The sequence below is a fragment of the Castellaniella sp. genome, from assembly GCF_034674885.1.
Taxonomy (GTDB): Bacteria; Pseudomonadota; Gammaproteobacteria; order Burkholderiales; family Burkholderiaceae_B; genus Castellaniella.
In genome coordinates, this window is the sequence record NZ_JAUCDS010000015.1 from 55,547 (window position 1) to 73,589 (window position 18,043).

Annotated in this window: 14 protein-coding genes; 8 read left to right on the plus strand and 6 right to left on the minus strand. The window is 62.9% G+C overall.

Annotation, left to right across the window (positions count from 1 at the left end; translation table 11 throughout):
• Positions 1–614 precede the first annotated feature (614 nt).
• From VDP74_RS09940 to VDP74_RS09965, 6 genes are all read left to right on the plus strand, one after another.
• Positions 615–1,589: a TRAP transporter substrate-binding protein gene (locus tag VDP74_RS09940; RefSeq protein ID WP_322999468.1), complete on the plus strand. Its 975-nt coding sequence runs from the start codon at positions 615–617 to the stop codon at positions 1,587–1,589.
• 71 nt (positions 1,590–1,660) lie between these two features.
• On the plus strand, positions 1,661–2,188 hold the full coding sequence (locus VDP74_RS09945; protein WP_322999469.1) for a TRAP transporter small permease: 528 nt from the start codon (positions 1,661–1,663) through the stop codon (positions 2,186–2,188).
• Positions 2,188–3,471, plus strand: coding sequence for a TRAP transporter large permease (locus tag VDP74_RS09950; RefSeq protein WP_322999470.1), 1,284 nt, complete (start codon positions 2,188–2,190; stop codon positions 3,469–3,471). Before VDP74_RS09945 ends, VDP74_RS09950 begins: the two co-directional genes overlap by 1 nt.
• Positions 3,472–3,562: 91 nt before the next feature.
• Positions 3,563–4,489, plus strand: a complete 927-nt coding sequence (locus VDP74_RS09955) for a DMT family transporter (RefSeq protein ID WP_322999471.1) — start codon at positions 3,563–3,565, stop codon at positions 4,487–4,489.
• Positions 4,490–4,568: 79 nt separating this feature from the next.
• Entirely contained in the window at positions 4,569–5,768 is a 1,200-nt protein-coding gene (gene serA / locus VDP74_RS09960; protein WP_322999472.1) for a phosphoglycerate dehydrogenase, read from the plus strand.
• 42 nt (positions 5,769–5,810) lie between these two features.
• Positions 5,811–6,419 carry a tRNA-(ms[2]io[6]A)-hydroxylase gene (locus VDP74_RS09965; protein WP_322999473.1) on the plus strand — a complete coding sequence of 203 codons (609 nt, stop codon included), beginning with the start codon at positions 5,811–5,813 and terminating at the stop codon, positions 6,417–6,419.
• An 85-nt stretch (positions 6,420–6,504) separates the two neighbouring features.
• Here VDP74_RS09965 and VDP74_RS09970 read toward each other — a convergent pair whose 3' ends face one another.
• From VDP74_RS09970 to VDP74_RS09995, 6 genes are all read right to left on the minus strand, one after another.
• Positions 6,505–7,146, minus strand: a complete 642-nt coding sequence (locus VDP74_RS09970; RefSeq protein WP_322999474.1) for a trimeric intracellular cation channel family protein — start codon at positions 7,144–7,146, stop codon at positions 6,505–6,507.
• Positions 7,147–7,244: 98 nt separating this feature from the next.
• The gene (locus VDP74_RS09975) at positions 7,245–8,843 is read right to left on the minus strand and encodes a methyl-accepting chemotaxis protein (RefSeq protein ID WP_322999475.1); all 1,599 of its coding nucleotides are present in this window, start codon (positions 8,841–8,843) and stop codon (positions 7,245–7,247) included.
• 179 nt (positions 8,844–9,022) lie between these two features.
• A complete protein-coding gene (locus tag VDP74_RS09980) occupies positions 9,023–10,069 on the minus strand; it encodes an ABC transporter ATP-binding protein (RefSeq protein ID WP_322999476.1) in 1,047 nt (348 codons plus the stop codon).
• On the minus strand, positions 10,053–11,570 hold the full coding sequence (locus VDP74_RS09985; RefSeq protein ID WP_322999477.1) for an iron ABC transporter permease: 1,518 nt from the start codon (positions 11,568–11,570) through the stop codon (positions 10,053–10,055). Before VDP74_RS09985 ends, VDP74_RS09980 begins: the two co-directional genes overlap by 17 nt.
• A gap of 35 nt (positions 11,571–11,605) precedes the next feature.
• Complete coding sequence (locus VDP74_RS09990) at positions 11,606–12,637, minus strand: extracellular solute-binding protein (protein WP_322999478.1); 1,032 nt, start codon at positions 12,635–12,637, stop codon at positions 11,606–11,608.
• Positions 12,638–12,697: 60 nt separating this feature from the next.
• Positions 12,698–14,701 (minus strand): methyl-accepting chemotaxis protein, encoded by a 2,004-nt coding sequence (locus VDP74_RS09995; protein ID WP_322999479.1) that lies wholly within the window; start codon positions 14,699–14,701, stop codon positions 12,698–12,700.
• Positions 14,702–14,987: 286 nt separating this feature from the next.
• Between VDP74_RS09995 and VDP74_RS10000 the strand changes: the two genes are divergently transcribed.
• Positions 14,988–16,178, plus strand: a complete 1,191-nt coding sequence (locus VDP74_RS10000) for a mechanosensitive ion channel family protein (RefSeq protein ID WP_322999480.1) — start codon at positions 14,988–14,990, stop codon at positions 16,176–16,178.
• A 109-nt stretch (positions 16,179–16,287) separates the two neighbouring features.
• Positions 16,288–18,043: molecular chaperone HtpG (gene htpG / locus VDP74_RS10005; protein WP_322999481.1), on the plus strand; the 1,756-nt coding region annotated here is incomplete at its 3' end.

Here is an 18,043-nt window from a genome sequence, read left to right on the forward strand (position 1 = left end):
CCTTTGCCGACCGATCAACGTTTAAACGTGTGATCAACGTCTAAGCCGGCCAATCAGATCCGGGACGGGGCCGAGTCGTCCGGATCCACTCGCCTCCACTCGCGACCGGGTCCACTGTCTGGGCGGTGAGGGTTTCCGTAGCCTGTAGAGGCCATGTCCTGCCCGGGCGCTGGCCGGACGCGTCACCACAATCTCTCGGCCCATGCCCGGCATATCTATATGCTTATCGGTCGTCTTATAACTGATAGTTTTACCGCGTTTGCTGTCAGTGCCGCAAAGCAGACATCCAATTCCTTTTGGTGTCTCCTAATAGAGATGTCATAGGGAAATACCTAATAAAAATGTGGCATTCTCCTGCTGTAAAGCATACCCATTTGCTTTCGTGTGTGGTTAAATTACTTCCAGTGGTTAGATGTCGTACGTCATATCAGTAAATTTGTCAGGCAACGAACTCGTTGTCACCTGATTATCTGTATTGAGATGTCCTCGTCCATGTTCGTCGATAGCAGCGTGCGCGTATATGCGTGACGTAAAGACTTGTGGGGAGTCCTCAGCTGCAACAGATCAGTATCCAGCGACATACTGACCCAAAAAACAATCCAGAGGAGAGATACATGATTTATAGAATGTGCGGTGTCGGAGTCCTTGCAGCGGCCCTTTTCGTCCCGATGGCTTCAGGGGCGGCGACGATGACGCTTCGAGCATCGGATGTCCATCCGACCGGGTTTCCTACGGTCGCGGCGATCGAGAGCATGGGCAAGAAGCTTGAAGCTGCCACCGATGGCCGTATCAAGTTGCAGATGTTTGCGAGTGGCGTCCTGGGAACCGACAAGGCGGTGGTTGAGCAGGTTCAGGTCGGCGCGGTTCAGATCGCTCGTATTTCACTCGGTGAAGTCGGCCCCGTCGTGCCTGATGTGAATGTTTTCAACATGCCGTTTGTGTTTCGTGATGAAGCGCATATGCGCAAGATCATTGACGGCCCGATTGGTGACGAAATGCTCGCCAAAATCACCAACAGCCCGGCCAAGCTGGTCGCGCTTGGGTGGATGGATAGCGGTTCGCGCAGCGTCTATGCTAAAAAGCCGATCAAGACGCCAGCCGATATGCACGGCCTGAAAATTCGTACGATCGGCAATGCGGTATTCCTCGATACCATGAACGCGATGGGTGGGAATGGGATCTCGATGAGCTTTGGTGAGGTCTATAGCGCGCTGCAGACGGGTGTTATTGACGCCGCCGAAAACAATTCTCCCAGCCTGTATACCTCGAATCATTACACGATCACCCCGTTCTATAGCCAGACCAATCATTTGATCATTCCAGAGATCTTCGTCATGTCAAAGGTGACGTGGGACAAATTATCCAAGGAAGATCAGGCACTGGTAAAAAAACTTTCCCGCGAAGCCCAGGCCGAGGAGCGAGTTTTGTGGGATAAGACGGTTGTGGACAGCAATGAAAAACTCAAGGCAGCCGGCGTGAAGTTCTCGGATGTTGACCGCCAGGCGTTCTATGAGGCGACGGCCGGCATTCGTGCCAAGTATGGTGAGCCCTATAAGGATCTCATCGCGCGTATCGAAGCCGTTCAATAAGCCGATCTGTGGTTGGCCCACGGCGCGGGCTGCGCCGTGGGCCTCTCTCGCCCCGCTGACAGGAATTTGCTATGGCCGATTTGTATACGCGCCTGATGGATAAGCTGTATCTTTTTTGCATCTGGATTTCCGCGATATCGATTCTCTTTATGTCGCTGATCATCCCCTGGGAAGTGTTTGCACGCTATGTCTGGGGGCATGGCGTGCGCTGGCCCGAGCCGGTAGCGACCATGTTGATGGTGTTGTTTACCTTCTTGGGCGCTGCGGCCAGCTACCGGGCGGGGTCGCACATCGCGGTGGCCATGGTCACCGATCGCATGCCCCGCGCATTGCAGGCGGCGACGGCCAAATTGGTCGATCTGTTGATGCTCGTGATCAATGTATTCATTCTGGTGTGGGGGTTTTCGCTGTGCATGGGCACCATGCATCAAACGATCAGCGCACTGCCATGGATGCCCGTTGGCGTCACTTATCTGCCTCTGCCGACAGGCGCGCTGTTTACCCTGCTGTTCGTCATCGAACGCCTCTGCCTGGGTTCGCAGGCCGAGCGGCCAGTGGTCAAGCGTGAAGAGGATCTTGCTGTTGAAGGAGTCTTGTAATGGACATCCTTGTGCTGTTGGGAAGTTTCTTTGTGCTCATGATCATCGGCATGCCGGTCGCCTATGCACTCGCGCTGGCATCGCTGGTTGGCGCGTTGTGGATAGGCCTGCCGCTGGAAGCGATCATGATTCAGATCGCCAGCGGTGTGAATATGTTCTCGCTGCTGGCAATCCCGTTCTTTGTCCTGGCGGGGGCAATCATGGCCGAGGGGGGTATGTCCCGCCGCTTGGTGGCATGCGCGGCCGTCTTTGTCGGGTTCATTCGTGGGGGGCTGTCCCTGGTCAATATTTTGGCTTCGACATTCTTCGGAGCGATCTCCGGCTCGTCGATTGCCGATACTGCGTCGATCGGGTCGGTCTTGATCCCCGAGATGGAAAAGAAAGGGTATCCCCGCGATTTCTCCACCGCCGTTACGGTCAGCGGATCGGTGCAGGCTATTCTGATCCCGCCCAGCCATAATGCTGTCATTTATTCGCTGGCTGCGGGCGGGTCGATTTCGATTGCCAGCCTGTTTGTTGCGGGTGTGCTGCCGGGGCTGCTTTTGGGGCTGACCTTATCCGGGTTATGCCTGTTCATGGCCAGGAAGCGCAATTTCCCGAAAGGTGAGCGCATTCCTTTGCGGCAGGCACTGCATATCTGCCTGGACGCCTTGTGGGGATTGATGACGATGGTCATCATCCTGGGGGGGATATTGTCGGGTATTTTCACCGCCACAGAATCAGCAGCAATTGCCGTGGTGTGGGCGTTCTTCGTAACCATGTTCGTATATCGCGACTACAAGTGGAAGGACCTTCCCAAGCTGGCGCACCGTACCGTAAAGACTGTGACGATCGTCATGATCCTTATCGGGTTTGCCGCGAGCTTTGGCTACGTCATGACCTTGATGCAGATTCCCCTAAAGATTACGACGTATTTTGCGACGGTCTCGGATAATCGATATGTCATTCTCTTGATGATCAACGTCCTGCTCCTGTTCCTTGGGACGCTGATGGACATGGCGCCGCTGATACTGATTTTGACGCCCATACTTTTGCCGGTCGTGACATCGATGGGTGTGGATCCGGTTCACTTCGGCATGATCATGATGGTCAATCTCGGCATGGGCCTGATTACTCCGCCCGTAGGTGCGGTTCTTTTTGTCGGCAGCGCGGTTGGAAAGCTTTCCATCGAGAAAGTGGTCAGATCCTTGTACCCGTTCTATGGCGCCTTGGTCCTGGTCCTGCTCCTGGTTACGTATGTTCCTGCCCTGTCGTTGTGGCTCCCGAGCTTCCTGGCGCACTGATGCGTGGAATGGGGTGGAATAAGGCAGGGAAATGGGCCGGCGTGCCCGATCGCGCAGATTCTTCAGCTAGCACTACACGGAACCCAAAGCATTGACTTCACTAAACCTTCCCCGGACCCCCGGTTTTTCCCGTTATGCGGCCGTCGGTATCTTGTTGGGCGTGGGCAGCCTCTTTGCCGCCAACCATATCGCCGCCCGCATCGCATTCGATGACGACGCTGGTCTGCTGCTCGCCATCCTGTTTCGTTCGGGCTTGAGCTTGCTGGTCCTGCTGGGGCTCGTGTTCTGGCAGCGGCAGGCGCTGCGCCTGCCTGCCGGGGTGGCACGCTGGCAGCTCATCCTCGGGTTGCTGATCGCCGTACAAAGCCTCTGCCTGTATTCCGCAGTTGCGCGTATCCCTGTCGCTCTCGCCTTGCTGATCGGTAATACCTTTCCGATCCTGCTCGCGCTGCTCACCTGGGCGTTGGGCGGCAAACCGCCCACTCGCCGCGCTTGCCTGCTGATGGGCCTGATTCTGGTGGGACTGATCTTTGTCCTGGATTTGCCTGCCAGAATGGCTTCCGGGGTGGAGTTGGGCCCCCAGTGGGTCATTGGCACCGCCTGCGCTTTTGGAGCGGCCTGCGTATTCTCCGTCGGCTTGTGGATCACTGAGCACCGGCTCTCCGTCTTGCCGGGTGCCGTGCGCAGCATGTACACGATCCTGGTGGTGTTTTGCAGCATGCTCGTCGCGGGCGTGGCGGGCTTCGTGCCGGGTGGCATGAACCTGCCTGCGAGTGATGCCGGCTGGTGGGCCTTGGCCGCGTTGGGTACGCTTTATACCCTGGCGTTCTCTATTTTGTTCGTCTATGTGCCGCGCCTGGATATGGCCCGCAATGCCCCGGTCATGAATATCGAGCCGGTGACCAGCCTGTTCTTGGGCTGGGTCATTCTCGAGCAGGTGTTCAACGGCCGGCAGCTGTTGGGCGGCGCCATTGTATTGGGGGGCATTGTCCTGCTCGCCTACTCGCACAAACGCTGATGGCCTGTCACATGACGGTGATGGCCTTTATAGAGCCGAAAGACGTCAAATCAATTTTTACTCTTGCTTGGGATGCTTCATGACCCGGATAGTCCTATTCGAAAACATACACGCCAGTGCCAAAGAAGTTTTTGTGGCGGCGGGCTTCGATGATATCGTCACCTACGGGAGCGCCTTGCCCCCCGACCAGCTGCTTGACGCGTTGCGGGGCGCGCAGGTCGTGGGCATTCGGTCTCGCACGCATCTCGACCAGGCGACACTCTCGAGCCTGCCGGACTTGCGGGCGATCGGTTGTTTTTGCATCGGGACAAATCAGGTCGATCTGGAGGCCGCCGCACTGAAGGGAATCCCGGTATTCAACGCGCCATTCTCCAACACGCGTTCGGTCGCCGAGATGGTGCTGGGCGAGGCAATTCTGCTGTTGCGTCGCATCCCCGAAAAGAACGCCCGGGTGCACGAGGGGTTCTGGGACAAGACTGCTGACGGTGCGTACGAGGCGCGTGGCAAGACCCTGGGGGTCGTCGGCTATGGCAATATCGGTTCTCAGGTCGGGATTCTGGCCGAGTCGGTCGGCATGCGTGTCCTCTATCATGACGTTGAAGCCAAGCTGCCGCTGGGCAATGCCCATGCCAGCAGCACCCTCAAGAAATTCCTCGCACAAGTGGATGTCCTGACCTTGCATGTCCCGGGGGGCAAGGAAACAGCCAATTTGATAGACGCAGAGGTAATTGCCGCGATGAAGCCGGGTTCTATCCTGATCAATGCGTCGCGTGGGACCGTTGTCGATATCGCCGCCTTGCATCGTGCACTCAAATCCGGACATCTCTCGGGCGCTGCTGTTGATGTCTTTCCTGCAGAGCCCAAGAGCCGTGACGAACCTCTCGACAGCCCGTTGCGCGGTCTGTCCAACGTGATCCTGACGCCGCACATCGGGGGCAGCACCCAGGAATCCCAGGAAAATATCGGTCGCGAGGTTGCTGAACAACTCAAGCGCTATGTGGCCAGCGGCACGACCAAGGGATCGGTCAATTTTCCCGAGATTTCCTACCACGAGCAGAAGGGAGTGGCGCGAATCGTCCATATCCATCAGAACGTGCCGGGAGCCATGGGCGCGCTCAGCAATCTGATAGGGGAGTACGGCTTGAACATTGTCAGTCAACAGCTGCAGACGCGGGGCAAGATCGGTTATGCCATTACGGATGTCGATGGAGAGGTCACCGATCAGTTTGTCGAGAGCTTGCGCGGGCATCCGGTCACGCTACGTTGCGGTCGGGTTTGACGGCGCTTAGCGTTTCCTCGGAACTCTGGCAGAATGCGCGGCATGAATCTTCCCGCCGATCTGATCGATTTCCTGCCCTGTCCAACGCCCGAGGCCTGGGTGCGGGCTGCGCTGGCGCAGCAGGACATCCTGCTGCTGGACCACCGCAACTGCGAACTGAAGGCGGCGGCGAGCGCCATGAGCCTGATTGCGCGCTATGGCCAGGATACGGAACTGTCCATGGCGCTGTCGAAACTGGCGCGGGAAGAACTGGTGCACCACGAACAGGTCCTGCGCATCCTGAAGCGGCGCGGCATTGCCTTAAGGCCATTGACGGCCAGCCGTTATGCGGCGGGCCTGCGCAAGGCGGTGCGCACCCATGAACCGGCCAAGCTCGTAGATACCCTGATTGTCGGCGCCTTCATCGAGGCCCGTTCCTGCGAACGTTTTGCCGCGCTGGTGCCGCATCTGGACGAGGAGCTGGCGACCTTCTATGCCGGCCTGCTGCAGTCCGAAAGCCGCCACTATCAGGGCTATCTGCGGTTTGCGCAGCGCTTTGGAGAGGCCGGGGATGTGGAACGATCCGTCCAGCGGATCCGCCAAGTGGAACAGGGGCTGATCGAATCTCCTGACCCGGAATTCCGTTTTCACAGCGGATGTCCCGCAGGCTGAGCCGACCGTCGCAGTCGCGAGGCCGGGTGGCGGATGCTGCTTTTGGATGGACGGACGAGCGAACGGGGCGCAGGACGTCTGAACGCTAGTGCAGGTCTCGCGTGTAGACGAACTTCGGCATGCTCCAGCAGAAGCGCAGGGCCAGCAGGCGCAGGGTCAGGCCTATCAGCAGCGACCCGACCACGACCAGGTTGTGGTTCCACGCCAGGTACAGGCCGCCCAGGTACAGGGCGGCGCTGACGATCGATACGGTGGCGTACAGCTCGGCGCGAAACAGCAAGGGGATTTCATTGCACAGCACGTCGCGCAGCACCCCGCCCACGCAACCGGTGATCATGCCCGAGATGATCGCGATGCTCCAGGGCAGGCTCAGGCCAAGGGCGATGTCCACGCCGATGATCGTGAACACCACCAGCCCCACCGCGTCCAGGAACAGGAACAAGTGGCGCAGCGAATGCGCGAAGCGGGCCAGGGCGACGGTGGCCAGCGCGGCGCCCCCGGTGATCAGCAGATAGTAGGGATGGGCGATCCATGACAGCGGGTGGTGGTCGAGCAGCACGTCGCGTACCGATCCGCCGCCCAGCGCGGTGATGCAGCCCAGCAGGCAGACGCCCAGCCAGTCCATTTCGCGTCGGCCAGCCGCCAGGGCGGCAGTCATGGCCTCGGCGGCGATGGCGACCAGGAACAGGACATGCAGGAAGTCGCTGGTGATGTCGGGGGCGGGCAAGGACGGCCTCTGGACGGAATGGACGGGCTGCCGGCACGCGTTGAGGCGTGTCCGGCAACCCGTATAGTAAGCGCTCCGCCGCGTGTGACGCAGCGCCGTTACCCTGCGGGCAGGGCTGGCGCCTGGTTCTGCAGCTGGAAGACGCCCACGGCCCGGTTCAGGCCGTTCATCTGCTCGTTCAGGGCCTGGGCGGCTTCGCCAGCCTGCACCACCAGTCCGGCGTTCTGCTGGGTGACCTGGTCCATCTGGGCAATGGCCTGATTGATCTGTTCGATGCCGGACGCCTGCTCGCGGCTAGCCAGGGTAATTTCGCCCATGATGTCGGCGACGCGTTGCACGCTGGTGACGATTTCCGACATGGTCTGGCCTGCGCCTTCTGCCAAGGAGGCGCCCGAACGGATCTTCTGCACCGTGGTGTCGATCAGGCTGCGGATTTCGTGAGCGGCGCTGGCGGACCGCTGCGCCAGGGCGCGGACCTCGCTGGCGACCACGGCGAAGCCCTTGCCCTGTTCGCCGGCGCGGGCGGCCTCGACGGCAGCATTCAGGGCCAGGATGTTGGTCTGGAAGGCAATCGAGTCGATGACCGCGATGATGTCGGACATTTTCTGCGTGGAGGCATTGATGTCGTCCATGGTGTCGACGACTTGGGTGACAGTCTGGCCCCCCTGGGCGGCAACGTCCGATGCCGTGGCCGCCAGGGTATTGGCCTGCTGGGCGTTGGCGGCGTTGTGGCCGACGGTGCTGGTGATTTCCTCCATGCTGGCGGCGGTTTCCTGCAGCGACGCCGCCTGCTGTTCGGTGCGGGCCGACAGGTCCAGATTGCCGGTGACGATCTGTCCGACGGACTGCGCAATCCATTCCGAGCCATGGCGGACCTGGGCGACCGCCTGGGCGATGCCGTCGCGCATCACCAGCATGGCGTGGACCAGGCTGTGTGTGTCGCCTTCGCGCACGGGGATGTCGACCCGCAGGTCGCCCAGCGACATCTGATGGGCGATGGCGATGACCTCGTCGGGTTCGCCCCCGAGCTGGCGCACCAGACGGCGCGACAGAAAAACACCCACTGCCAGCAGGATCAGCGCCAGCACGCCTGCTGCCAGCGCGAATGTGCCCGCCTGACGCCAGACGATGGCATTGACCGTGTCCAGGTACACCCCCGACCCCAGAATCCAGCCCCAGGGCTCGAAGCCCTTGACGTAGGAGACCTTGTCCACGGGTTTGTCGGCGCCCTGCTTGGGCCACAGGTAGAACACGAAACCGTCATGCGAGGGACTGGCCTTGACCGTGTCCACGAAGGTCACGAACAGGCGCAGGCCGTTGGGGTCCTTCATGTCGGACAGGTCCTGGCCGACCAGCTTCGTCGAAAACGGATGCATCAGCATGCGCGGCTGCATGTCGTTGATCCAGAAATATTCCTGGCCGCTGTAGCGCATGCCGCGAATGACGTCCATGGCCTGTTTCTTGGCCTGCTCTTCGGGGATCTTGCCTTGCTGCGCCTGGTCGTGGAAATACGTGACCACGCCATAGGCGGTTTCCACGGCCTGTCGCGCGCCGACCTCGCGTTCGTGCAGCAGGGCGCTGCGTTCGAGCCACAGCAGTGCCCCTGTCAGCACGATGACGCCGACGATCGCCAGCAGGGTGAACAGGGAAAACTTGAATGAAGTGGTGCGTGTCCAGGCAAGGCGTGTGTGCGCCATGGCGTCATCCTCCGGAGGCGTCGCAGAGGGCTGAAGGGATTTTCAGGGGCTGGTGCGGTGGGCCGTATCGTATCAGTACCCTGGATGGGTCTCTATGAAACAGTGTATTGCCAGTTCGAGAGCTCTGCGTATGGAACTGTGGCGCGGCGTTCACAAATTGCCATTAATTTTTCTGCCTGTCATGGCTCGGGGTAGGCCATGCAGGCACCCAGCACCTGCAGATGCCCCTCGGCGCCCAGCTGCGGGGCCGACAGGGACGGTACGCGCAGGTCCAGGCACAGATCGCCCAGGTTCACGCCGATCAGGGTGTGATCGCCGCGAAAGGACCGGTAGTCGACTCGGGCGGCGACGCCCGGCCCTTGCTGCGTCCATTGCACCTGTTCCGGACGCACCAGGATGCTGGCGGGGCCTTCGGTGCAGGGGCTGCCGGAGTGTCGCGCGATCCGGCCCAGGGCGCACGAGGTCGTGTCATCCGCGTGGCAGCGGCCAGGCAGCAGGATCGCCGACCCGGTCAGCCGGGCGACGGCAGCGTTGGCCGGCTGCCAGTACACGTCTTCGGGCCGGGCGCATTGCATGATCCGCCCCGCCTGCATGACGGCCAGCTGGTCGGAGACGGCAAAGGCTTCGCCGGGGTCGTGCGTGACCAGGATGGTGGTGGTGCCAGTCTGGCGCAGCACGCGTGCGACCTCTTCGCACATGCTGCGGCGCAGGTCCAGATCCAGTGCATTGAAGGGTTCGTCCAGCAGCACCAGCGAGGGCCCCGGCGCCAGGGCGCGCGCCAGGGCCACGCGCTGCTGCTGGCCGCCGGACAATTCGTGGGGATACCGTTGGCCCAGCCCCGACAGGCCCGTCAGGGCCAGGACTTCTTCGACACGCCGGTGGCGGCCGGCCTGGCGCGGCAGGCCGAAGCGGATGTTGCCTTCCACGTTCAGGTGGGGGAACAGCGTGCCTTCCTGGGGGACGTAGCCGATCCCCCGGCGTTCGGGCGGCACGAATACCTGGGGCGAGGCCATGATGCGGTCGCCAAAGGCGATCTGTCCCTGGTCCAGCGGGTCGAAGCCCGCAATCAGGCGCAGCAGCGTGGTCTTGCCGCAGCCCGAAGGCCCCAGCAGGGCCAGCACGGATCCCTGGGGGATGCTCAGGTCGATCCCGGACAGCACTTCGGTTGCGCCGAACTGTTTCCGGATCTGGCTGAGGGTGATCGAGCGTTCAGTGTCGGGGTTCATGGTGCAGCATCCGGCGGGTGAAGACCCAGACCGGCAGGATCGAAACGATCACCAGCAGGGCAGCAAAGGGGGCGGCGGCTGCGTATTCCGCATCCGACGTGTAGGTCCAGACCTCGGTGGCCAGCGTGACGGTGCCGGTCGGCGCCAGCATCAGCGTGGCGGTCAGTTCGCGCACCATCTCCAGCATCATCAGGGCCAGAGCGGCGCCGATGCCGGGCGCGATATTGGGCAGGACGACGGTCAGAAATACGTGAAAGGGCCGTCGGCCCAGGCTGCGGGCGATGGCTTCGATCTGGGGCGGCACCAGTTCGATCGAGGCGCGCAGCGAGGACTGGGCCAGCGGCAGGAACAGGATGGCGTAGGCGATCAGCAGGACGCTGACGCCCTGGTACAGGGCCGGCGCCAGCCGGATCGACAGAAAAACCAGGGCCAGTGCCACCACCACGCCGGGCAGGCCGTGGACGATGTAGGGCAGGCGTTCGGCCAGTTGCGCCAGGCGTCCCCGGTGGCGCGCCGCCAGCAGCACCAGCGGAATGGCCAGCAGACTGGTCAGGATCGCGCCGGAACCGGCCAGGGCCAGCGTGCCCTGGATGGCGGGCAGAATCTGTTCGTAGCCGCGTCCTGCGGATCGGCCTTCCAGCAGCCAGTAGATCAGGGTGGCCAGCGGCACGCCCAGCGATACCAGTCCCAGCAGGCCGAAGGCCGCCAGGATGGGCCAGATGGCGCGGCCCAGAGCGACGGGCCGTGCCTGGCGCGCGGCGCCGCGCCCAACCCGTGCGATGCGGCGTCCTGCGCGCAGCCGCATCTCCGCCCAGGCGGCGGGGATGCACAGCATCATCAGGACGATGGACTGCATGGCCGCCGAGGCGCTGTCGAACTGCAGTTCGTAGGATTCGAAGATGGCGGTGGTGAAAGTCTGCACGCGCAACAGGGCCAGGGCACCGAATTCGGCAAACATGTGGGTCAGCACCAGCAGTGCGCCGCCGCCCAGCGCGGGCAGCAATTGCGGCAGCAACGCATGGGTGAATGCATGCCAGGGGCCGTGCCCCAGCGAGCGGCAAACATCCTCCAGCCCCGGGTCGGTGCCGCGCAGGGCGGCGGCCACCGGCAGGTAGACCAGCGGGTAGGTGGACAGTGCCAGGATGAAGATGGCGCCGCCCAGATTCTGGAACGCCACGTCGATGGAGGCCCAGGCGTAGCTGGACACGAAGGCGGGCACGGCCAGGGGCAGGCCCGCCAGCACGCGCCACCAGCGTCGTCCGGGCAGATCGCTGCGTTCCACACACCAGGCCACGCCCAGGCCGATCAGGGATGCCAGGGCCATGACGCCCACGGCCAGCGTGACCGTATTGCCCAGCAATTCCAGGGTGCGTGGGCGGAATAATTCGGCGGCTGCGCCTGCCAGACCGGCCTGGAACGTCCGCAGGGCGATGTAGATCAGGGGCAGCGCGACCAGACCCACCGGCAGCAGGGCGGACAGGGTCATCCAGGCCGGAGGCATGGCGGACCGCCGGCCCGCCATGAAGCCCGGGCGCATCACGCCAGGCCGGCCTCGCGGCGCAGCGCAATGGCGTCGGCGGCATCGCCCAGGTCAGCCGGGGTGACGTCGGGCGGCATCAACTGGTCGAACGGCTTCAGGTCGTAGGGCGATGTCACGCCCGGGCGCAGGGGATATTCCGCCACCGTGTCGACGACGGATTCCTGGCCGGCCTGGCTGACCATGAAGGCCAGCAACTGCTGGGCGGCGTCCGCGTGCCGTGCAGTCTTCAGGACCCCGGCCGCCGACACGGTGATCAGGCCGCCCGGGTCCTTCGGACCGGCGTAGTGCAGGCCGGCCTTCATCTTGTCGGCACCGACCTCGTTGGCGACGATATACCAGTAGTAGTTGTTGACCAGCGCGGTAGCGACCTCGCCGCGTTCCACGGCCCGCATGGCGGCCATGTTGCCGTTGTAGATGCGGCCGAATTCCTTCAGGCCTTTCAGCCAGGCCAGGGCTGCGTCACGGCCCTTCAGCAGCTTGATGGCGATGATCTGTTCCTGGAAGGCGCCGCTGGTCGGCACGAATCCGACGCGATCCTTCCAGGCGGCCGTGGCCATGTCCATGACGGACGACGGCAGGGCGGATTCCTGGACCAGGTCTTTGTTGTAGACCGTGACGCGGCTGCGGGCGGTGACGCCCGTCCAGGTCTTGTCGCGGGCCGTGTAGCCCGGGCGCACCTGGGCCAGCGTGCTGTCGGGCAGGGGGGCCAGCAGGCCTTTTTCCGCCAGGGCTGCCACGGGGGGGCTTTCTTCTGCGTAGAACACGTCGGCCGGGGACCGGGCGCCTTCCTCGATGATCTGGTTGGCCAGCTGCGTGCTGCTGCCCTTGCGGATTTCAACCTGGATGCCGGTGGCCTTGGTGAAGGCCGCCGCCAGGGCGGTGGTGGTCTTGGCGTGTTGTCCGTTGTACAGCACCAGGGTCTGGGGGTCTGCGGCGCGTGCGCTGCGCAGGGCCGGGATCCCCAGCAGTGCGCCGGCGCCCAGTACCGCCCCGTTGCGCAGGAAATCGCGACGTGAGGAAGTCTTCATGCTCGGCTCTCGAAAAAGGTTCGAGAACGATTGTAAGGCAAATAAGAACGATTATCCTTACTAATAACTGAGGAGTGCTGGCCGAGCATCCGCCACCGTGTCGTCCGTTCCTGTCCGGAACACGGCCACGCTGTCGGCCAGGCGGTCGGCCTGTTCGCTGAGCGAATCGGCCGCCGCAGCCGCCTGTTCCACCAGTGCTGCATTCTGCTGGGTGACCTGATCCATCTGCGTGACGGCCAGGTTGACCTGGTCGATACCGGTCGATTGTTCGTTCGATGCCGAGGCGATCTCGCCCATGATGCGGGTGACGCGGTCCACGGCAGCCAGGACATCCTGCATGATGGTGCCCGCCTGGCCGGCCTGCCGCGTGCCGGATTGAACTTCCCGGGATGCGGCCTCGATCAGGCCCTTGATTTCCCGTGCGGCCTCTGCCGAGCGCTGCGCCAGTGCGCGGACCTCGGAGGCGACCACCGCGAAGCCCTTGCCTTGCTCGCCGGCGCGGGCGGCTTCGACAGCGGCGTTCAGGGCCAGGATGTTGGTCTGGAAGGCGATCGAATCGATCACGGCGATGATGTCGGTGATCCGGGCAGAACTGTTGGCGATGCGCTGCATGGTGGCGACCATGTCCTCTACTGCCTGTTCGCCCCCGTGGGCGGTGCTGGACGCGCCGGTGGCCAGTTCATTGGCCTGGCGGGCGTTGTCGGCATTCTGACGCACGGTGGACGCCAGCTCTTCCATGCTGGCGGCGGTTTCCTGCAGGGATGCCGCCTGTTCTTCGGTGCGGCTGGACAGGTCGGTGTTGCCGACGGCGATTTCCCGCGCCCCGGTGTGGATTTCGCCCACGCTGTGGCGCACCTGGCGGATCATGTGGCGCAGGGCGTCCTGGGTGCCGCGCAGGCTGTTGAGCAACTGGTGGACCTCGTTGCGGCTGCTGGCCGGACTGTCGGGAACATCCTGGCTGAGATCCCCGGCCCCCAGTCTTTGCATGCCGGTGACGATGTGGCGCACGGGCGCCAAGGTGCGCCGCGCCAGCCAGAAGATGGCCAGCGCGATCAGCAGGGTGCCCGCCAGCATCAGGGCCAGTTGAATCCACATCTGGCGGTTGCTCTGGGCCAAGTAGTCGCCGACCGGTCCGAATCCATAGATCACCCAGTTCCAGTTCGGCACGACCTTCCAGGATAGAAAGATGGGCTGTTGTGTGACGTTGACCTCGCGGGCACCGAGGGGGGCGCTGCGAAAGGTCTGGTCCATCACGGCGAAATCGCCGGGCGGATTGCCGGCGCTGAGCAGGTCGCCTGGCTTGCCGAAGAGCCCGGCGACTCGGATCCAGTCCTTGTGATCCGGGGATGGCCGGATGACGAACAACTGGCCGTGGCCGGCCAGCTTGGTGGCGGTCAGGTCCTTCAGCACAGGGTCGATCTGGGCGCTGATGTCCAGCCGGTTCACCAGCCCGCCGTAGACCGAGCCTTTGTCGTCCTTCAGGGGGTTGACGGTGACGAGATGCCATTTCTGGTCGATCAGGTCCGGCAGGCTGGCGGCCTGGCCCTGATCGAGCGCCTGGGCGATTGGGTCCTGGGCAGCCAGCACGGTGCCGACTGCATGGCCGGCCTGGTCCTGATAGGCGCTGGCGACGATGACCCAGCCTTTGTCGGTGCGAGCATAGAGTTCCGCCGTCATGCCGGTGACGCTGCGCATCAGGGCTTGATTGCCGTTGAGCGGCTGGTCGTTGAGCGCCTTGCCATCGGTCTTGAAGACCGGCAGACCTTTTTCCGTCTGCCCGGTGGGTTTCGGGATGCCCCCCAGGTAGCGGACCAGCACCGGATACAGGGATTGGCTGCGATTGTTGCCGATTTCGTAGATCAGCTGCAGGATGCGATCGTAGTCCTGCAGTCCCGTGCGGTTTGCGGCGCCGACGTTGTCGATGGCCGTCTGCCGGCTTTGCCAGGTGATGATGGACGCCAGGATGGCCATGACCAGCACGGTCGTCAGGGTTGCGGCTGCGAAGAGCTGGGTACCCAGGGTGGCCTGGGACATGCGGCTGGCGCCGTTGCGTCGCTTGAACATGGGGTGTCTCCGGGCAGTGCGCGCCTACCGAGGGTATCCGCGCTGCCGATCTGTTTTCGTAGCATAACGGTACGTGTTGAAACGGGATTCGGGAATGACCGGCTGGAAATACAGCTTATTTTCAATCTGAAATACTGCAGCGCCCCGGCGTCGGGCCTGGGCAGGGGGGACGGAGGCAGGTTCTTCGAAGCAGTGCGGCGGCTGTGCCTTGGGCTGGCGGGTTTGAAAGATGCCGGGTGGCGCCTTTACACTGAAAGGCCATGTGAATTGGTTGGATGCGAGGCCGATGGAATCAACGGTTCAGACCCTGTCCCGGCAAGCGGCGGCAATCTACCAGGAATGGCAGACGGCCATCCTGGTGTTCGTTGCGGTGCTGGGTTCCCTGGTGATCGGCGCGGTGCTGCGCATCGTGCTGGCCCGGCTGGCGGGCCGCCTGCACCCGGTGCGCCATGTCTGGGTGCATGGTCTGCTGTCGGGGGCGTCGCTGCCCTTGCAGATGCTGGTCTGGGTGCTGGGCATTGCCCTGGCCGGGCAGATGCTGGTGCAGCAGGGGGCGGCGCTGCACCAGGATTCCCTGCTGGCGCATGGCCTGGGGCCGGTGCGCGATGTGCTGGTCATCACGGTGGTGATGTGGTTCCTGCTGCGCGCCATCAACCAGATACAGTCCAATCTGCTGGCTCGCGCGCGGGATCGCGGGCGCGAACTGGACCCCACGGCAGCCGATGCCATCGGCAAGCTGACCAAGGCATCGGTCGTCATCACGGCCATCCTGATGATGATGCAGGCCCTGGGGTTTTCCATCGCCGGCCTGCTGGCCTTTGGCGGCATGGGCGGCATCGCCGTGGGTTTTGCGGCGCAGAGCCTGGTGGCCAATCTGCTGGGCGGCCTGACGATCTTCGCCAGCCGCCCCTTCAAGGTCGGCGAATACATCATCATCCCCGGTACGGAACTGATGGGCGGGGTCGAGCACATCGGCTGGCGCGCCACGCGCCTGATCGGTTTCGATTGCAAGCCGTTCTACGTGCCCAACGCCATGTTCAATACCCAGCCCGTCATCAACCACACCCGCATGACCAGCCGGCGCATCATGGAAGACATCCACATCCGCTATGCCGACATCGACGCCGTGCCCGGCATCGTGGCCGACGGCCGGGCCTTGCTGAACGAACATCCTGGCATCAAGCACGATTTCTTCGCCTTCAATTTCAGCAGCTGCGGCACGTATTCGCTGAAGCTGTCCCTGTACGCCTTCACCGTCAGCACGGACTACAACGATTACATGAACACGCAGGAAGACGTGCTGCTGCGCATTGCCGACATCATTCGCCGGCATGGCGCCCGCATGACGGGTCCGGTGTCCACCGTGGAAATGCCACAGCTGCGCGGGCAGGGCGGGGCGCCGGATCTTTCGGGCGAGGCCGGCCATGCTTCGCTGCCGCCGATGCCCCCCAGCCTGCCCCCGGTTCCAGGGGCTTGAAAACCCGGGCGCCCGCCCCCAGCTACCTGGATAGTCCGCCAGGCCGCCGACCGCATCGGTCCGCCGCTGGGGCGTCCTGCGATTCAACACACGATCCGATATCCGCACCATGAGCCAAACCGATACGCAAACGGCCGAAACCCTGGGTTTCCAGGCCGAAGTCAAGCAGCTGCTGCACCTGATGATCCATTCCTTGTACAGCAACAAGGAAATCTTCCTGCGCGAACTCGTGTCCAATGCCTCGGACGCCTGCGACAAGCTGCGTTTCGAAGCCATCGATCACCCGGAACTGCTGGAAGGCGACGGCGAACTACGCATCCGCGTCGAATTCGACAAGGCTGCCCGCACCATCACCATCAGCGACAACGGCATCGGCCTGTCGCGCGACGAGGCCATCGCCAACCTGGGCACGATCGCCCGTTCCGGCACGCGGGAATTCTTTTCGCAGCTGACGGGCGACAAGCAAAAGGACGCCCAGCTGATCGGCCAGTTCGGCGTCGGGTTTTATTCGTCCTTCATCATCGCGGACAAGGTCTCCGTGCGCAGTCGTCGCGCCGGCCTTTCGGCCGCCGAAGGCGTGCTGTGGGAATCCGATGGCCAGGGCGAATTTTCCGTCGCGGCCATCGACCAGGAACAACGCGGCACCTCCGTGACGTTGCACCTGCGGGCCGATGAAGACGAATTCCTGTCCGGCTGGAAATTGCGCGAGGTGCTGCGCCGCTATTCCGACCATATTTCCCTGCCCATCCAGATGCTGAAGGAAGAATGGGATGCGGAAAAATCGGAACAGGTGACCAAGGACGAATGGGAAACCGTCAACCAGGCCAATGCCCTGTGGACGCGCTCCAAGTCCGACATCACCGACGAGCAGTACAAAGAGTTCTACAAGCACGTCGCCCACGATTTCGAGGACCCGCTGGCCTGGACGCACAATCGCGTCGAAGGGCGCAGCGAATACACCCAGATGCTGTTCGTGCCCAAGCGCGCGCCGTTCGATCTGTACGACCGGGATGCCCGCCGTGGGGTGAAGCTGTACGTCAAGCGCGTCTTCATCATGGACGATGCCGAACAGCTGCTGCCGGCCTATCTGCGTTTCGTGCGCGGCGTGGTCGATTCGGCGGATCTGCCGCTGAACGTCTCGCGCGAGATCCTGCAGGAAAGCCGCGACGTGCGTTCGATCCGCGAAGGCTGCGCCAAGCGCATCCTGGGCCTGCTGGACGATCTGGTGCAGGAAAAACCCGAGGAATACACGGAATTCTGGTCGCAGTTCGGCCAGGTGCTGAAGGAAGGCGTCGGCGAGGACCCCGCCAACAAGGACCGCATCGCCAGCCTGCTGCGCTTTGCGTCCACCCAGTCCGACAGTCCGGCGCAAACCGTGTCGCTGGCCGACTACATCGCCCGCATGAAAGAAGGCCAGGACAAGATCTACTACCTCAGCGCCGATTCCTACGCCGCCGCTGCGCACAGTCCTCACCTGGAAGTCTTCCGCCGCAAGGGCCTGGAAGTCCTGCTGCTGTCCGACCGCGTGGATGAATGGATGCTGTCCTACCTGCGCGAGTTCGAGGGCAAGTCCCTGGCCTCCGTCGCCAAGGGCGGGCTGGATCTGGATGCGCTGGCCGACGAGGAAGAAAAGAAGCAGCAGGCCGAGGCTGCTGAGGCCTTCAAGCCGACCATCGAACGCCTGACGGCGGCGCTGGGCGATCGGGTCAAGGAAGTCCGCGCCACTGCCCGCCTGGTCGATTCGCCCGCTTGCGTGGTGGTCGATGAAAACGAGCTCAGCCCGCACCTGTTGCGCATGCTCAAGGCTGCCGGCCAGGAAGCGCCGGACGTCAAGCCCATCCTGGAAGTCAATCCGCAGCATGCCC